The 16647-nt window shown below is 58.7% G+C and carries 13 protein-coding genes, 2 pseudogenes and 1 other annotated feature; of the genes and pseudogenes, 11 read left to right on the top strand and 4 right to left on the bottom strand.

Annotated elements, in window-relative coordinates:
• Positions 1 to 467 precede the first annotated feature (467 nt).
• Positions 468 to 1809, bottom strand: a protein-coding gene (locus KRR38_RS32620) for an IS3 family transposase (RefSeq protein ID WP_375293492.1) whose coding sequence is annotated in 2 segments (ribosomal slippage) — positions 468 to 1460 and positions 1462 to 1809 — 1341 coding nt in all. Because the reading frame shifts where the segments join, the coding sequence is not laid out codon by codon here.
• A 552-nt stretch (positions 1810 to 2361) separates the two neighbouring features.
• Here KRR38_RS32620 and KRR38_RS32615 point away from each other — a divergent pair.
• The 3 genes and pseudogenes from KRR38_RS32615 to KRR38_RS32605 form a co-directional block, all read left to right on the top strand.
• Positions 2362 to 3124 (top strand): IS5 family transposase gene (locus KRR38_RS32615; protein ID WP_217407964.1). Its coding sequence is split into 2 segments (ribosomal slippage): positions 2362 to 2697 and positions 2699 to 3124, totalling 762 coding nucleotides; the frame shifts between segments, so codons are not numbered across the junction.
• Positions 3125 to 3685: 561 nt separating this feature from the next.
• Complete coding sequence (locus KRR38_RS32610) at positions 3686 to 4456, top strand: GGDEF domain-containing protein (protein ID WP_217407963.1); 771 nt, start codon at positions 3686 to 3688, stop codon at positions 4454 to 4456.
• Between the two features lie 246 nt (positions 4457 to 4702).
• Positions 4703 to 5038 (top strand): annotated as a pseudogene (locus KRR38_RS32605) (EAL domain-containing protein); the annotation flags it as partial.
• Positions 5039 to 5268: 230 nt separating this feature from the next.
• Here KRR38_RS32605 and KRR38_RS32600 read toward each other — a convergent pair.
• Positions 5269 to 5889, bottom strand: coding sequence for a response regulator transcription factor (locus tag KRR38_RS32600; protein ID WP_217407961.1), 621 nt, complete (start codon positions 5887 to 5889; stop codon positions 5269 to 5271).
• Between the two features lie 399 nt (positions 5890 to 6288).
• Here KRR38_RS32600 and KRR38_RS32595 point away from each other — a divergent pair.
• Positions 6289 to 7518: pseudogene (locus KRR38_RS32595) on the top strand (IS3 family transposase).
• Positions 6570 to 6686: a sequence feature (AL1L pseudoknot), on the top strand. Its footprint overlaps the pseudogene before it by 117 nt.
• A 344-nt stretch (positions 7519 to 7862) precedes the next feature.
• Here KRR38_RS32595 and KRR38_RS32590 read toward each other — a convergent pair.
• Both KRR38_RS32590 and KRR38_RS32585 read right to left on the bottom strand, forming a co-directional pair.
• Complete coding sequence (locus tag KRR38_RS32590; protein WP_217407960.1) at positions 7863 to 9464, bottom strand: hypothetical protein; 1602 nt, start codon at positions 9462 to 9464, stop codon at positions 7863 to 7865.
• 286 nt (positions 9465 to 9750) lie between these two features.
• Positions 9751 to 11142: a LuxR C-terminal-related transcriptional regulator gene (locus tag KRR38_RS32585; protein WP_217407959.1), complete on the bottom strand. Its 1392-nt coding sequence runs from the start codon at positions 11140 to 11142 to the stop codon at positions 9751 to 9753.
• Positions 11143 to 11391: 249 nt separating this feature from the next.
• On the opposite strand from KRR38_RS32585, the gene KRR38_RS32580 reads away from it, so the two are divergent.
• From KRR38_RS32580 to KRR38_RS32550, 7 genes are all read left to right on the top strand, one after another.
• Positions 11392 to 12342, top strand: coding sequence for a ferritin-like domain-containing protein (locus tag KRR38_RS32580; RefSeq protein ID WP_217407958.1), 951 nt, complete (start codon positions 11392 to 11394; stop codon positions 12340 to 12342).
• 28 nt (positions 12343 to 12370) lie between these two features.
• On the top strand, positions 12371 to 13372 hold the full coding sequence (locus tag KRR38_RS32575; RefSeq protein WP_217407957.1) for a ferritin-like domain-containing protein: 1002 nt from the start codon (positions 12371 to 12373) through the stop codon (positions 13370 to 13372).
• A gap of 26 nt (positions 13373 to 13398) precedes the next feature.
• Positions 13399 to 14739 carry an Nramp family divalent metal transporter gene (locus KRR38_RS32570; RefSeq protein WP_217407956.1) on the top strand — a complete coding sequence of 447 codons (1341 nt, stop codon included), beginning with the start codon at positions 13399 to 13401 and terminating at the stop codon, positions 14737 to 14739.
• A 194-nt stretch (positions 14740 to 14933) separates the two neighbouring features.
• Entirely contained in the window at positions 14934 to 15170 is a 237-nt protein-coding gene (locus KRR38_RS32565; RefSeq protein ID WP_217407955.1) for a twin-arginine translocase TatA/TatE family subunit, read from the top strand.
• Between the two features lie 4 nt (positions 15171 to 15174).
• Positions 15175 to 15498, top strand: a complete 324-nt coding sequence (gene tatB / locus KRR38_RS37170; protein ID WP_217407954.1) for a Sec-independent protein translocase protein TatB — start codon at positions 15175 to 15177, stop codon at positions 15496 to 15498.
• Between the two features lie 175 nt (positions 15499 to 15673).
• Entirely contained in the window at positions 15674 to 16336 is a 663-nt protein-coding gene (locus KRR38_RS32555) for a lytic transglycosylase domain-containing protein (RefSeq protein WP_375293491.1), read from the top strand.
• Entirely contained in the window at positions 16329 to 16646 is a 318-nt protein-coding gene (locus KRR38_RS32550) for a TrbC/VirB2 family protein (RefSeq protein WP_217407952.1), read from the top strand. The genes KRR38_RS32555 and KRR38_RS32550 overlap by 8 nt, the downstream gene beginning before the upstream one ends.
• Position 16647: the final 1 nt, after the last annotated feature.

Below are 16647 nucleotides of genomic sequence, written 5' to 3'. Positions count from 1 at the left end.
GGCCCTAGACGGACTCCTCGCACAAAGGCTGAACCCGACTGTTGCCAAGGTACTACACCCACGGATGAGAGCCCTATAACTTTGGAGGGGCTGGAAAAAGGGGCCCGATCGTTGCCGATCAGGCCCTGACAGTTTTGGGAGAGGATGCCTGTAAGGCGTCTCGGTTGTGAGCTTCAGCGAAATATGCTGCAAGTGCGAATAACTGATGTCTGATTGAGGAAAACTCGATTGCCGGCGCCAGCGCTGAGCTTTAGACCTCAGCGAGTTTTGAGTGGAGAGAGTCTCCTTGCGCTGGGGCGATGGCACGTTGGTGCAGATCCTCGCTCCTCTCCAGCTTTTTGTAGATCGTTGAGCGACCTACGCAGAGCCGGCTGTCCGTCGTCAGAACATTTGGCGCAGATCGCGGCGTAGATTAGCGGAGTGCGGGCCTCGTCTGGGGATTGATGTTAGGCGGCGAGCTTGCGGTGCTACAAGCGCCGATGTTCGATGGTCTGTCGCTTGATCCTTTCGCGCTGTTGGATGATGGCCGGCGCCCTGCCGCAGTAGGCATCGGCGGGCGTCACGTTGTTCAGGCTCTCGTGGTAACGCTGGTGGTTGTAGTGCTCGACGAAGGCCTCGATCTGGGCCTCGAGGTCGCCGGGCAGGAAGTAGTTCTCCAGCAGGATGCGGTTCTTCAGGGTCTGGTGCCAGCGCTCGATCTTGCCCTGGGTCTGGGGATGACACGGTGCGCCGCGCACATGGCTCATCTTCCGGGCCTCGATGTATTCAGCCAGTTGGCCGGCGATGTAGCTGGGGCCGTTATCGCTGAGCAGCCTGGGCTTGTGCAGCACCGTGGCGTGATCGCAGCCCGAGGCCTTGAGGGCGAGGTCCAGCGTGTCGGTGACGTCCTCGGCTCGCATGTTGGTGCACAGCTTCCAGGCGATGATGTAGCGCGAGAAGTCGTCGAGCACGGTCGACAGGTACATCCAACCCCACCCGATGATCTTAAAGTAGGTGAAGTCAGTCTGCCACATCTCGTTCGGCCGCGTGGTCCTGGTGTGGAACTGGTCGGCCGCCTTGATCACGACGTAGGCCGGGCTGGTGATCAGGTCGTGGGCCTTGAGCAGCCGGTACACCGTAGATTCCGACACGAAGTAGCGCTGCTCGTCGGTGAAGCGCACGGCCAGCTCGCGGGGGCTCAGCTCGGACTGTTCCAGCGCCAGCTCGATAATCTGGTCGTGGATGCCCGCCGGGATGCGGTTCCACACCCGGCTCGGCGCCGAAGGCCGATCTTCCAACGCCTCCGGCCCGCCTTCAAGGTAACGGTCATACCAGCGATAGAACGTCCGGCGGGCGATGCCGAGTTGGTCCAGCGTGCGCTTGGCGGGCAGGTGCGACTGTTCGACGATCCTGATGATCTCAAGCTTCTCGCATGCGGGATACCTCATTCGTCGTCGCCCCCATCCGCGATCATGCTTTTTTGAGCAACTGGTTTTCCAGCGTCAGATCGGCCACGCATTCCTTCAGCGCGCGGGCTTCGCGGCGCAGATCCTGCACCTCGCCGATGGTCGCGACCCGGGCGGTATCCCCCGCCAGGCGGCGCTTGCCCGCTTCCATGAACTCCTTCGGCCCGGTGTAGTACAGGCTCTGGGCGATCCCTTCCTTGCGGCACAGCTCGGCGATGCTGTCCTCGCCGCGCAGGCCTTCCAGTACGATGCGGATCTTGTCTTCGGCCGAGAAGTGGCGACGGGTCTGCCGCCGGATGTCCTTCACCACCTGCTCCGCAGGGGCCTTCGCCGGCAATTTTTCATTGGAGGATCTGGGCTTCATCTTCGTTCCTTCGTCACTGCGACGAAGCCCAGATCCTCCTTAAATCACAACCTCAAATCTGTGCCATTGGCGCTGACGGCGGACAGGACTGTTCAATCCCTCGGTCTGTTGATCAGTGCCCGAGTCCAAGGAGAAAGCGGCACACCGACCTAACGCCGCGGACGCGCTAAGTATCTGGGATATAAAGAAACGCCCGCCGAAGCGAGGGCCCAAGGTGCGTAGGGAGTTTTGTCGGGCGGCAAAAGGTATGAGGGGGAGGCGCTTGAGAGCGGGTCCGACACCCAGAGAGGCCCAGCACCCTCCGAAGTATCCCGGAGCGAAAAAGCACCCCCGCCGAAGCGAGGCCCTAGTAGAGGGATCCTGTGTGTTTTTTTGCCGGTGTTCCCGCACCAGCGGGCACGGCTTAACACGAGCCACCTGTCGGGCATCGTTGCGAATCTGCAATGAACCAAAGAGGCCGCAGGCGGGGGCCAACGACCTCTAGGTTGTGTGGACTCTTAGGATTCCCATTTTTGGCAAAGTCTGATTCAAGGCTGTCTTTTGGAGGCGGCTTTGGGTGTGATGGACCGATTGGTGTTGAGCGATGCGGCGTGGGAGCGGATGGCTCCTTTGATCATCGGACGCCCTGATCAGAAGGGCTCGACCGGCCGGGACAACCGCATGTTCGTCGAGGCAGTTCTCTGGATCGTGCGGACGGGTTCGCCCTGGCGCGACCTTCCTGAGGTGTTCGGAGACTGGAACAGCGTGTTCCGGCGCTTCAGCCGATGGAGCGCGAAGGGTGTCTGGTGGCGGATATTCGAGGCGATGTCCGATGATCCGGACTTCGAGTATCTGATCGTAGATTCCACCGTGGTTCGCGCTCACCAACATGCAGCGGGGGCCAAAAAGGGGGTCTGAAGATCAAGCCATGGGCCGTTCCCGCGGCGGCTTGAGCACCAAGATCCACCTTGCGGTTCGCGGTCTGGGCTGCCCAGTACGGTTTGCTCTTACCGCCGGTCATCGCGGCGATGTGCCGCAAGCCGCACCGCTGATCGGAGGGCTCCCCGCCAAGGTCGTCATGGCCGATACCGCCTACGATGCCGACCACTTCCGTCAGGCCATCGCGGCAAAGGGCGCTGTCGCTGTCATACCCAGTAACCCGTCGCGCGCCCGCAAGCATCCGCTCGACAAGCATCTCTACGCGCAACGCCATCTCGTCGAATGCTGCTTCAGCAAGCTCAAGCAGTTCCGTCGGGTCGCCACTCGCTTCGAGAAAACCGCTCGAAACTATCGCGCCGTCGTCACCCTCGCCGCAATCGTCCTATGGCTCAGATAAGTGTCCACACAACCTAAGGTTAATTACTGCCGTGAGCGACCCGGCTAGTTGAATCCTAGAACGGCCTGGCGTCGCAATTTTGTATAGCTGACGTCGGAAAAGTACCTCCGCGGGACTTTGCGACCGGCTCCCGAGGCGCTTCCGAGGACCGATACCCTTGTGGCGCGGCCCTGCTACCATCAGCGAACGCCCTAACTCCTAAAGGGTTTCGTCGCACGACACGGGTTCAGGGTACGACGAACCTCCGCGGGGTTCACCGTGAAACAAAGCACCTTTGCGCGCGCTATACATTCGACTGCCGTCGTTGCTCCGTGACTGTCCCGTTACGAAACCTCCTGGAGCGAGTGACGGCGGCAGTCACCTCGGTCTTACCGGTCCCGGGGACGTGAATGAAGCGACCCCATCACTAACAAGCAATACGGTCCACTCGGTGGCCCGATCAAGTGCGCGCGGGGCGGCGACGTTGGGCGTTTGGCCGAAGCATGTCAAACCGTCAACGGTGCCCTCAAATAGTGGGATGTCGTGGTGTCACCCGTCCAGGGTGACAAAGGTGCGCCGACCATGCTCGTCGCGATCGCTCGCGACGTGACCGAACGCAGACGATCGGATGAACTGCTTCTTTTGGCTGCTACTCGAGACCCATTGACCGGCCTGGCCAACCGCGCATGCTTCCATGACGGATTGAACCGAGCTTTTTCGCATGCCAATCTAGCTCATATACCGCTGGGTTTGATGGTTTTGGACCTCGATGATTTCAAGCAGGTCAACGACAGCCTCGGCCACGATGCCGGCGACGCGCTTTTGCAATCCGTGGCCTCAAGGCTCAGCGAAGCGGCGCCCGGGAGCGCGGGCGTGGCCCGCCTCGGCGGCGATGAATTTGCCGTACTCGTACTCGAAGTATCACACGCTGAAATGCTGAGCACGATGTCCGAAGATATTCTGGCGCATCTGCGGGCGCCGCTGATCTTCAAGGACCGTATTCTTGATTATGGAGTTACGATCGGCGCCGCGCTTTTCCCGGGGCATGGAAGCACACCGGATGCTGTCCTCAAAAGTGCGGATATTGCGCTATATGCTGCAAAAGCCGACCGCCGGGGCGGCTCGATGCTATTTCAATCGCGCCACAGGACGGAGATGCATCAACACCAGACGCTGCTCTCTTTAGCCAGGTCGGCGATACGCGAAGACGGTATCACCCCTTTCTATCAGCCAAAGGTAGCGCTGGCGAACCAGCGGATTTACGGTTTCGAGGCCTTGCTCCGCTGGCGGCACCTTGGTGGGGAATTCAGCTTCCGGGCAAAATTGCCGCGGGTTTCAACGATCTCGAGGTAGCGACCGCAATCAGCGACGAGATGATAAAGCAGGTCGTCGCCGACATGCGCGTTTGGCTGGATCGCGGGCTCGATTTTGGCCATGTTGCCATCATGCGGCCGCGGCTGAGTTTCGCAAAGATGATTTTGGCGAGACGTTGCTGGAACGGCTCCACCGTGCGGGCATATCCCCACGTCTTTTACAGCTCGAGGTTACCGAGACGGTGTTCCTTGGCCGTGATCGGACTACGTTGAGCGCGCGCTCAAGCTTCTCAGCGCTGCTGGCGTGAGCATAGCGCTTGGTGATTTTGGAACTGGCTATGCCTCGCTAAGGCATCTAAAGCAGTTTCCCGTTCATCTAAAGCAGTTTCCCGTTGATGTGATAAAACTCGACCAAAGCTTCGTGCGGGGTATGGAATCCGACTTGGACGACGCTGCAATCATAGCCGCGGTCATTGGACTTGGTCTCAGCCTCGACATAGATGTCATTGCAGAAGGTATTGAGCATCGAGAACAAGAACGCATGCTGCGGCAACTTGGTTGCCGTTACGGTCAAGTTTTCTGTACTCGCAGGCTGTTTCAGCGGATGCAGTCGCGGCTATGATCGGCCTAGGAAAATCTTCAATGATCCATGGCCATTAGAAAGATTAAGAGATTTCCGAATCTGAAATATCCCAATAGGTATCTTCAATTCGCGCTAGAACTGATTATTTAGGCCAGCTTGTCCTAGGATTTGATTACATTTTGCGGTGACAACAAATCGTTATTGCTATCATACCGAGAAGGCGTCGGGGCAAAATTAATTCGTTGTGACGGAGGCACGGACACCCATTCTCAACCGGTGTCGCGATCATCCGTCCCAAAGGGTGGCAACGACGCTTCGATTGCGACACGTATGGCCTCAGCGCTATGTTTCGCGCCGATTTTGAAAAGCAGGTTTGCACGGTGAAGTTCGACCGTTCGCGGACTGATCGCGAGATTCTCGCCGATCAACCGGTTGCTCAGCCCTTCGACCATGCCGGCCAGGATCTCGCGCTCGCGCTTCGAAAGATTCTTGATTCGACTGAGTGCAATGCCCTGACGTGATCCTGCCGCGACTGTCGCGGCGGAGCTCGCACCTGCTTTGTGAACGGCTCGGATAAGCGCGTCCCCGCTCCCTGGCCAAGCAGTGTATCCGACGGCGCCGGCGAGCACGGCAGCAACGATTCTTGCCGGGTCGGGATTCTCCGAGTAGGCAACGACTGGCAGCCAAGTATGGCGGCTGTAAATTTCCTGCAACAACGAGGAAACAGCACTACCTTCATCGTAAAGCAGGAAGACGCCAGCCGTAGGCCATCGTCGGACGAACTCTTCGATCATCTCGAAGGGCTCGGTATGAATGCCGTGACCATTGAGGAAATAAGAAATGGAAGCCCGACGCTTCACGTCCTGATCAATTGCAAATACATCATACATCTTGAGAACCCGATTTATAATTACTTTTTTATGTTGTTGCCCAAGGTAACGATTGATTTAGGAATTTGGAGAGGTTTCAGTTATCCTGATGATACTTTAGGCATTTGGTCGCGGATTTGAGGTTTTGGCCAGACGGGCCGAGCGCCGCCAGAAACCAAGCCTTTCATTGGCGAGGGATGGTTAACACTGCGTGACGCAGCCATGGGAAAACTACGTGGCGCTCCGTCGTGTACAGGCTTTTGCGACGTTGAAGCATGCTCATGGGCTCAAGCCCGCGAGCCGCATTCCAGATGCTCGCACGTTGGTCAACAGGGAGGCCCTTGGTGCAATCATATGCGAGGGTTACTGAACCGCCCCGGGATTGTCGGAGGCCCCAACTCCTGAAAGGAAGGGTCTACGATGAGCAAGACGACGAACAAGTTTGCACCGGAGGTTCGTGAACGAGCGGTCCGCATGGTGCTGGATCACGAAGGCGACCATCCGTCCCGCTGGGCGGCGATCACATCCATCGCCGAGAAGATCGGTTGTTCGGGGCACACGCTGCTAGAGTGGGTGAAGAAGGCCGAGGTAAACAGCGGCAAGCGAGCCGGCGTGCCCACCGATGTGGCTGACAAGCTCAAGGCGCTTGAGCGCGAGAACCGCGAGCTGCGACAGGCCAACGAGATCCTGCGCAAGGCGTCGGCATATTTTGCCCAGGCGGAGCTCGACCGCCCGTTCAAGCGATGATCGCGTTCATCGACGATCACCGCGATACCTATGGGGTCGAGCCGATCTGCCGGATTCTGCCGATCGCCCCATCCACCTACCATGAGCACCTGGCGCAGCGGCGCGATCCCTCGCGGTTATCGTCGCGTGCCCAGCGTGATCGGGCGCTGAAGCCAGAGGTGATGCGGGTCTTTACCGAGAACTTCGGCGTCTACGGCGTGCGCAAGGTGTGGCGACAGATGCGGCGCGAAGGCTTCGACATAGCCCGATGTACGGTGGAGCGGCTGAGTGCGCGATCTTGGCTTGCAGGGCGTAATCCGCGGCAAGCCGGTGCGCACGACGATGAGCGACAAGGCCGCGCCTTGCCCGCTCGACCAGGTGAACCGGCAATTCCATGCGCCGGCGCCGGACATGCTGTGGGTCTCGGACTTCACCTACGTCGCAACGTGGTCGGGGTTCGTCTACGTCGCCTTCGTGATCGACGTCTATGCCCGCTATATCGTGGGCTGGCGGGTGAGCAGGACGGCGCATGCCAGCTTCGTGCTGGATGCCCTCGAGCAGGCGATCCATGATCGGCGCCCTGTCCATCGTGGCGGCCTGATCCACCACAGCGACCGCGGCAGCCAATACGTCTCGATCAAGTATACCGAGCGCCTTGCCGAAGCTGGGATCGAGCCATCGGTGGGCAGTGTTGGCGACAGCTACGACAACGCTTTGGCCGAGACGATCAACGGCCTTTACAAGGCCGAGGTGATCCACCGGCGAGGTCCGTGGCGGTCGTTCGAAGCCGTTGAATACGCCACGCCGGAATGGGTGGACTGGTTCAACAACCGCCGGCTCCTCGCGCCCATCGGCAATATACCACCTGCCGAAGCCGAGGAACGCTACTACGCCATGCTGGACGACACTCCCATGGCCGCATAACTTAAGCCGAATGGCCTCCGGCAATCCCGGGGCGGTTCAGCATCCCCGCTTCGTGCTCCTTCAAGATCGCGATGATCTGCTCTTCGCTGAACCTGCTGCGCTTCATTCCGTCCGATTCCTTTGCGTCGGACTCTACTCAAAATCGGTCACATTTCAGGAGAGCACGTCAAAGCGATTGAGATCGTCGAGATCGCAGCCGAGGTGAAGATCGAGGTAGCGGAGGCGTTAGGCGACTTACCAGCCAGATGCGCAAGTCGCTCGCCCTTCTGAACGCAATCATCTCCAGCCTGAAGCTCGATAGCTGACGCCCCAGGAGGCAACGATCCTGCAGTCGAGAATGACGGCTAGCGTGAGAGCGTGTCCAGGCTTTTGAGATATGCTGCTATATCAGAACGCTGCCGCGCGTCGGCAAGATAGAATGGATGGGGTGCAGTTCGACCTCGCCGCTGATCGAATAGAGCCTCAATACCTGCAACGCTATTATCGTGCAGGAAAACGGGTTTTCGAGCGAGATCGAGAAGCAACGGCATCGCGATGCCCCGCTTTTCTCCCCTGATACTAGCGTTCACGACCGCCATCTTGTCATCGAAGAAACTGCCTGCGGTATCCTGAATGGGACTCAGCGGCGGAGTCCTCTGGGCAAGAATTGTGGGGCGATCACCGGGGAAAATGCGCGTCATAGACTGTATTGTCGTCGGAACAGGCCGCGCCTGGCTGACGTTGTGGCAGCCAGTGCATCCGGTCGATTGGAACAGCATCCGTCCGCGCATCATCGATGCCTGATCGCCCTTCGTCCCTGCCGGGGCGGGAAGCGACGCGAGATAGGCATTGAGTGCCAGAAGCTTGGCGTTGTCGACGCGAAAACCGATCGGCGTGGGCAGCGTGCCCACCGTTCCGCCGCGGCGCGCTGTAACATACGGGTAGCCTGTGACCCCGGTGTCGGCGAGAATCTTGACATAGTCGTCAATCATTTCATCGCCCGCGGCACCAGCGAGTTTATGGACAAACGCACGCCCGCCGGGGGTCGTGAGCATCGTCTGGTCGAACAATGTGGTGAAGACGAGGTTGCTGAAATCATCGAGTTTTGTCATCAACCCTTCGCTGCCATAAGGCGCCGCCAGATCCTGCCGGAACAGCGGCGTATTGTGCATCGGGTCCCCGTTGCCGTCGAACGTATCGTCGAACATGCCGATCGGGTAGAATTGCGGGTTGCTGAAATAGGCGTCGAATTCCGCCTCACTCGATTTCTCGGTTAGACCCTGCGGCGCTCGGCCAAGCGTCTTGCCGTGATTTGCCGTGAGCTGCGTCTGGGCGATAGTGTAAAGCGCCCTGGTGTTAGCGGCGGTCGCGAAGATTGCGCCTAGATTGAGATCGTGGTTGGCGAGCCCATCAATCCGGCTGCCGATTGAACCACCCTTAGGAGATCTGAAAACCGATGCGTCGGTCATCGTATGGCATAGGGCGCACGAGACCCCTACCTTTCCGCCCCTAGCGGACATGCCAATCACCGCATTCGCCTTGACCAGCGACATCGTCACATTGGGATCGTTGAGGAGTTTTGAAGTTCGCCCAGACGGATCGGCATTCAGCTCTGTACCAAGTTGGGCTTTGGTTTTCGGATCTATAGCGTCTGCGTCGATCTGAAGGCCAAGGTCCAAAGCCTGCAACGGAGTGACACCGGCGGCCATGATGCCTGCCGGGAGTCTAACGGCGTCTGTCCAAAAGCCTTCATTACCGAAAGTTTCAAACCTAAAAACGTCCCGACCGCTAGCTGCGTTGCCCATCGTTTGGCGCAGCGGTGGACCCTGGTCGGCCGGACCGGCACTTGCCGACATCGCAGGGGTCGGTTGGGATTTGGCTTGCAGGGAATAGCCGGCGGATAGTGCGGCGAGCGCAGCGGTTGCACTCAATGCAGCGACAAAGCGGGTCGAAGTAAAGCGGGGCATCCTGAAGCTCCTCCCAAAACTCGCTGCACGGTTAGCGCTCGGGTCAATCAATCAACATGAATCCCCCATAATCGTTCCCTAAAAACAAACAATTAGTTGAACTGGTATTGATGGGCCCCATCCGATCACGCACCTGGACAACCAACCTTCGCGCTTGCCCAAAAAAATCATCAACTATGGATTATAACAATCTATATTAAAACCGAGAAAGGCCACTTAAATATTATTTCGAAACCCGTCGAAACAAACGCCTTCGTTAAATTTGAGCAATCCACATGTTGCGGCGCTATGCCGTTCGGTATCCAGCATCGTGGGCAACACACAGCAGCTCGGCTAGAGAATGGACATTAAGGCGTTCCATCAGGTGCGCGCGATGAACCTCTACAGTGCGAGGGCTAATGTTGAGGTGGCGAGCAATACTTTTATTTGTTCCTCCCCCTACAAGACCGAGCAGCACCTCACGTTCACGTCGAGGTAGTCCCGCCATCCGATTTGCAAATTCAATCTGCTTGGGATCTGGGGCACTTTTTCGACCAGGGAGCCCAGCAGAAGCAGCCTCGATCGAACGCGTAAGCGCCCCCGGCAACAGCGGTTCAAGCAGAAAGTCCTTCGCTCCAGCCTTCATAGCCGTAATCACATGATGTGCCGGCGTGTCGGCAGGGCCTACCAAAATGATCTGAAGGTCGTCCGGTCTTTCCTGTAAAACACCGGCAACCAGGTCAATATTGGTATAGCTTCCTCTAAGGTCGACCACGACGCAGCCCGCGTGGAGAACCTCCGCAAGCGAGACCACGTTGTCCTGCGCGGAGAAGACTTTAACCTGTGTCCCACTGGTCGCCAATTCGAGGGCTAGATCAGAAACCGAGTGTCCGTCACCTTGAACGAGATAGACCTGAAGCTCTGGTGAAATATCTTCTACGATTGCGCCGATACCGTCGGCCGCTCCGGTTTCTCCTGGAATCGAGAAGCAGGCTTCGCGCAGATGCCGCATCGTGATGCCGGCGTCGTCTACAATTCGGTACTGAAATCGCTGAGAGTCCCCGTTGGCAACCGCTCTCCGGCGCTCGATTACCTGAAGACGGTCGTCAGGATGGACACTCTCGAGCCATTCTTCGGCAGTCGCTATCTGCCGGCGCCCAGACCACAGACGCAATGCTGTCGGACTCATATATTCAATCTCGTCGGTTTCGCGATTTATAATCAAGATGGCATTGGTGCTGTAATCGGCAAAACGACGAATATTGCTTAAGTCCAAATTGGAAACTAACTCTTTCGTTTGACGGTTGCTCACGTCCTTCACAATGACCAAGGCGCCCGTGACGTCGCCATCATCACTGATCAGGGGAACGGCGCTAACGCCGACCAGGCGCTCCATGCCGCATTCAAACTTGCGGATGAAATCGACCATAGGTGTTCCCAGTTTGCCGTTGAGCGCCCGGTGAAGCGGCCAACCCTCCTCGTTGCACTCAGTCTCAGGGTCGGAGATCACATGCCAAGATTCCCGGTTCATCGCACGAATGGATGGGATTGGGCCGCCTGCGACATTCTCAAAATGCCGGTTCGCATGCAGGAGCTCACCAGACCGGTCGAATAGTCCGATACCGACCGGCATTTGATCGAGAATCGATGCCACCTGCAAGTTGGAGGCATCGTGACCTGATAGCGCCCATTGTGTCATTCGAGATATTTTATCCAAGTGCCCAGCCTCCATGTGCAACATAGATCATGTTTTCTTGGCAAAATGTGCGGCTTTCTGGTCCGCGGATTAGAAAAGGAACGCGATGGCCAGCGATAAGGTTCCGTAAGGATTGTTCCTGAGGAACCAACCGGAATGGCTTAAAAAACCGAGCCGGATCAAGCCATGGCCGCTGACCCGGATCCGCCAATCATCGGATGCGCATCGGTCGGTGCAACCGGAGAATTGGTCATGGATGACGACAGGAAAATCATCGAGCAGTTGCACGAGCTCGGCGACCGCAGGCGAGAGCGCAGGGAGTTCTTCCGTGCGCTGGTCAGCGTTGCGGGTGTTACGGGAGCGATGCAAATGGCGCTCACGGTCACGCCGGCGAATGCCCAAAGCGCACCTAGCGATGCCGATGTTCTCAATTTCGCTCTGAACCTCGAATATCTCGAAGCGCAGTTCTACTCGTTCGCCGTCAACGGAACTGGCCTTGCTGCGAGCGACCTCACCGGATCGGGCACCCAGGGGACCGTCACCGGCGGCCGCAAGGTCAATTTCACCGACCCCATAGTCGAGCAATACGCCCGGGAGATCGCGGGCGATGAAGTGGCCCACGTAAAGTTTCTTCGCGCGCAGCTCGGCGGCTCTGCGGTTTCGCAACCAGCTATCGATATTGGCACCGATCCGAACGGCGCTTTTTCCTCCGCCGCGCGGGCCGCAGGTCTCGTGGGGGCCGGCCAATCATTCGACCCCTATGCGAGTGATGAAAACTTTTTGCTCGGCGCGTTCATTTTCGAGGATGTCGGCGTGACGGCCTACAAGGGCGCTGCTCCGCTCATATCGAATACGACCTATCTTGAGGCCGCTGCCGGTATCCTCGCGGTCGAAGCCTACCACGCCGGCATCATTCGAACGACGCTTTACGGGAAGGGCATCGATACACCTAGTCTGCGGACTTCGGCCGACAAGATTTCGGACGCTCGCGATTCGCTCGACGGTACAAGCGACCTCGATCAGGGAATCTCGCCGACCGGTGACGTTTCGAACATCGTCCCCTTGGACGCTAACGGCCTCGCGTTCAGCCGGACGACCGGTCAGGTGCTCAACATCGCCTATCTCACGAAACTGGCAGCCAATTCCGGCGGGTTTTTCCCGTCCGGAGTGAATGGGACCATCCGCACCAGCGCCGCGAACTGACGCGAACCATCCACACGGAGACAAGATCATGGACAAGAACGAAGCCATCATGGCGGCTTTCGAAGCGCGCGCCAAAAGGCGCGAGGAACGCAGGCATTTTCTCAAGGTAAGCGGAGCGACCGCGGTCGTCCTATCTTCCTCGACGCTGCTGGCTGGCTGCTTCGGCGACGACAACAACTCGAACGGAACACCGATGCCCACACCAAGTCCGACCGGCACGCCAACGCCCGGAGCACTGACCGATGCCGACGTTCTGAACTTCGCCCTGAATCTCGAATATCTCGAGGCGCAGTTCTATTCCTACGCTGCCACCGGCGCGGGCTTGCCCGCCAACATGCTGTCAGGAACGGGAACAGCGGGTGCGGTAATCGGTGGGCGGAAGGTTACCTTTACCGATCCGGTGGTTCGCCAGTATGCTAACGAGATTGCCGCCGACGAGATTGCGCACGTCAAGTTTTTGCGTGATCAACTTGGCTCTTCCGCGGTTGCACAGCCGGCAATCGATGTCAGCGCGAACGTCAACGGGGCTTTCTCTGCTGCCGCGCGCGCTGCTGGGCTCGTACCTGCGGGCCAAGCATTCGACCCTTACGCGAGCGATGAAAACTTCCTTCTGGGAGCGTTCATTTTCGAGGACGTTGGCGTGACGGCCTATAAGGGCGCGGCGCCTCTGCTGAAGAGCAAGACCTACATCGAGGCATCGGCCGGCATTTTGGCGGCTGAGGCCTACCATGCGGGGTTGGTGCGCACCGTGCTGTACCGCAAGGGCCTCGCGGCGCCTACGCTAAGGACCTCGGCGGACAAGATATCGGACGCGCGTGATAGCCTAGATGGTGCAAGCGACAAGGACCAAGGCATCACGGGTACGGCAACGATGTCGAACATCGTTCCCACTGACGCGGATGGCCTCGCGTTCAGCCGAACCACGGGGCAGGTCCTCAATATCGTCTATCTGACCGGCTCCGCTGCCGTCGCCGGTGGGTTTTTCCCCTCCGGTGTCAATGGCAACATCAAGTCTGCCGCCGCAGGCTGAATTCACTACAGTCGTGGAGTTGAACTATGGCCCCGCCGCCTGCCGCAGATATGGTATCAGAGCTTCCATCGTCTCCGTTTTTGCCGAGCCTTCCGGAAGTTCATGGCTCGATCAGCGTGCCTGGCGGCGTGGGCAAGTTCTGGCGAAAGCTCGCTGCTTTCGCCGGGCCGGGCTATCTCGTCGCAGTTGGTTACATGGATCCCGGGAACTGGGCTACGGACCTCGCTGGCGGCTCTGCTTTCGGCTATACCTTGCTCTCAGTCGTCTTGTTTTCCAACCTCATGGCAATGCTCCTCCAGGCGCTTGCCGCGAAACTGGGTATCGTAGCGGGCCTGGATCTCGCCCAGGCATGCCGCGCTGAATATACCCGGCCGACCCGCATCGCATTGTGGCTCCTATGCGAAATCGCGATCGCAGCCTGCGACCTTGCCGAAGTGATCGGCACCGCGATTGCGCTTCAGCTGCTTTTCGGATTGCCGCTGGTCGCCGGCATCTGCCTCACTGCTTTCGACGTCCTGCTCATCCTCATGCTTCACCAGCGCGGATTCCGGCAGTTGGAGGCGTTGATCGTTGCTTTGCTCATCGTCATTGCCGGATGCTTCGCCGTTGAGCTGATCATGGCGCGACCGGATCTGGCAGCAGTGGCGAAGGGGTTCATTCCAACCGACCAGGTCGCGACCAACCCTGCAATGCTCTACATCGCTATCGGCATCTTGGGTGCGACAGTGATGCCGCACAACTTGTACCTGCACTCGGCACTGGTCCAGACCCGCAAATACGAGCGCACCCAGCGCGGGTTAAAGGAAGCGGTCAAATTCGCGACTATCGACAGCACGATCGCGCTGTTCTTCGCCTTCTTCATCAATGCGGCGATTCTGATCCTGGCGGCATCGGCGTTCCATGCGCACGGACGCACCGACGTTGCCGACATCCACCAGGCTTACGACTTGCTGACACCAATGCTCGGTGCTTCGGTCGCCAGCGTTCTGTTTGCCACTGCGCTGCTCGCCTCCGGCCAGAACTCGACAATCACCGCAACGCTCGCAGGCCAGATCGTGATGGAAGGCTTTGTCGACATCAAGATTGCGCCGTGGGCGCGGCGGATCGTGACGAGGCTTATTGCGATCGTTCCAGCGGTTATCGTTGCGCTGCTGTACGGTCAGAGCGGGACAACGAAGCTCCTCATTCTCAGCCAGGTTATCCTGAGCTTACAGCTGCCCTTTGCGGTTGTGCCGTTAGTCAAATTCACCAGTGACAAGGCTCTCATGGGGAACTTTGCAAACGGGCCTTGGCTGATGGCTGCCGCCTGGATGGTCTCAGCCATCATTATCTTCCTCAACCTCAAGCTGCTGCTTGAATTCATCTGAAAACCGAAAGGAGAAACAACTTGGATTTCATTCAAAGACATTGCGGCGTTTCCCTCTGGAAACTTACGAGCCCATCTAAGCTCATCTTCGGTATGTGCATCATGCTGAGCGGATCGGTACTCGCAGCTCAGGATTTGATGTTCCGCTAACCGAACCGCTCACGCCACGTACGCGATCAATTTGGAGCAGAAAAAATGGGATTTGGATCACTCTGGCATTGGGCCATCGTATTGATTGTGGTGCTCATTTTCTTCGGCCGAGGGCGCATCTCAGAGATCATGGGAGACTTCGGTAGCGGCATAAAAAATTTCAAGCAGGGCATGGACGATGATGGTCCCCAAAGTGCTCCGCCGCCGGTCAGAATTGCCGCGTCCGAAACAGTGGCGTCGCCGGCATCAACCGAAACGCCGGCCGGCGCCTCGCGAGATTAAAGCCATGTTCGACATAGACGCTTCCGAATTTCTGGTGATCGCCGTTGTGGCTGTCGTCGCGATTGGTCCCAAGGATTTGCCGCGTGCATTTCGCACGGCAGGTCGATGGATCGGAACCATGCGCCGCGTTTCAGGTCACTTTCGCGCCGGCGTGGAGACGATGATCCGAGATGCAGAACTTCACGAACAGATGGAGCGGAGTGAGGCGGCTGCTCCTGCAGCGGATCATGCTTCGCTCAAGCCCGAAGGCGAAGGCGTCAAGCCCGCGGAAGTGGCAGGCGCCGGAACACAGCCAAGCGTAGCACGAGAGATCCATCATGGAGCATAGGTGCATGTGTAAGCGATTATCCCGAAATCCGGGATTGCTGCCAGGTGCGCTGCCAAGGTTCGCACACGCCCGGGTTGTGCATGCTGGCCACCCTGCGATCGCGAAGCCAATCATTGCAATGGGGCCCTGGCTGCGGGGCACAGCATTAGAATCTTTGACGACCGCCCTCGGTTTCATGAGGCAGATCGGATGCAAGCCCCAGTTCCGAGGCAGCTTTTCGTTGGGGTTTGCTGCGGCATTTGGCTTCGTCGCAATTCCGTCGATCGCTTCGGCGGATGTGATGGAAATTGGGCTGCAAGGCTATACTTGGGTCGCCGGTGGGCCGGAAGACCGAATGCCGCAGCCTACCGATATTGCGATTGCTGCGGAAAGCTCCTTGGGACCCGGCGCCGAGCCGCATGTCGCCTCGCTCACCGAAATAAGTGCCAGCGCGGGCCCGCCGCAATGGCAGCCGCGTGTGGCCGAACTTGCCGCCAAGTACGACATAAGCCCGATTTTGCTCGAAGCCGTGGTCTGGCAGGAGAGCCGCTGGAACACCGGCGCGGTCTCGCCCGTCGGCGCACGCGGCCTTTCCCAGCTCATGCCGGGGACGGCGCGGCAGATGGGAATTGATCCTCGCGATCCCAGCGCCAATCTCGAAGGCGGCGCGCGTTATCTGCGGCTTCAACTCGATGCCTTCGGTGGCGATCTCGAAAAGGCGCTAGCCGCCTACAACGCCGGGCCAGCGCGCGTTCAGCGCGCGGGGGGCATTCCCGCAATCCGCGAGACGCAAGCTTACGTATCGTCGATCCTGTCGCGCCTTCTTCGCCAATGTGGAAATAGGAAATGCTATGAGTAGACCACCTTTATTCCTGCCGCTTCTCGTTCTTTCGGTTTTGGGTCCCGTTCCCGCATCGGCCCAAGCCATGGGACGCGCCGACCCCGCGGGCTCGGGACCGATCGTCGCAGCGCTGGGTTGGCTACAGGGCACGCTGCTCGGCAATGTCGCGACCGCGGTTGCGGTCATGGCCGTAGCCGCCGTGGGCTTTATGATGCTGACCGGCCGACTCAACTGGCGCTTCGGCGCGACCGTCATCGTTGGCTGCTTCATCCTGTTCGGCGCCGGCGCGATCGTTACAGGCATCCAATCCGCCTCAGGTATGGGTTAAG

The organism is Novosphingobium sp. G106, assembly GCF_019075875.1.
GTDB lineage: Bacteria > Pseudomonadota > Alphaproteobacteria > Sphingomonadales > Sphingomonadaceae > Novosphingobium.
The sequence above is the reverse complement of the archived record's forward strand: the minus strand, read 5'-3'. Positions and strand labels throughout refer to the sequence as shown.

Bases quoted from the DNA above. Each gene is read 5' to 3' on its own strand.
- KRR38_RS32580 (WP_217407958.1), top strand. From the start codon at position 11,392: ATGGATGACGACAGGAAAATCATCGAGCAGTTGCACGAGCTCGGCGAC.
- KRR38_RS32575 (WP_217407957.1), top strand. From the start codon at position 12,371: ATGGACAAGAACGAAGCCATCATGGCGGCTTTCGAAGCGCGCGCCAAA.
- KRR38_RS32570 (WP_217407956.1), top strand. From the start codon at position 13,399: ATGGCCCCGCCGCCTGCCGCAGATATGGTATCAGAGCTTCCATCGTCT.
- KRR38_RS32565 (WP_217407955.1), top strand. From the start codon at position 14,934: ATGGGATTTGGATCACTCTGGCATTGGGCCATCGTATTGATTGTGGTG.
- tatB (WP_217407954.1), top strand. From the start codon at position 15,175: ATGTTCGACATAGACGCTTCCGAATTTCTGGTGATCGCCGTTGTGGCT.
- KRR38_RS32550 (WP_217407952.1), top strand. From the start codon at position 16,329: ATGAGTAGACCACCTTTATTCCTGCCGCTTCTCGTTCTTTCGGTTTTG.
- KRR38_RS32600 (WP_217407961.1), bottom strand. From the start codon at position 5,889: ATGTATGATGTATTTGCAATTGATCAGGACGTGAAGCGTCGGGCTTCC.
- KRR38_RS32585 (WP_217407959.1), bottom strand. From the start codon at position 11,142: ATGACACAATGGGCGCTATCAGGTCACGATGCCTCCAACTTGCAGGTG.
- KRR38_RS32555 (WP_375293491.1), top strand. From the start codon at position 15,674: ATGAGGCAGATCGGATGCAAGCCCCAGTTCCGAGGCAGCTTTTCGTTG.
- KRR38_RS32610 (WP_217407963.1), top strand. From the start codon at position 3,686: ATGCTCGTCGCGATCGCTCGCGACGTGACCGAACGCAGACGATCGGAT.
- KRR38_RS32590 (WP_217407960.1), bottom strand. From the start codon at position 9,464: ATGCCCCGCTTTACTTCGACCCGCTTTGTCGCTGCATTGAGTGCAACC.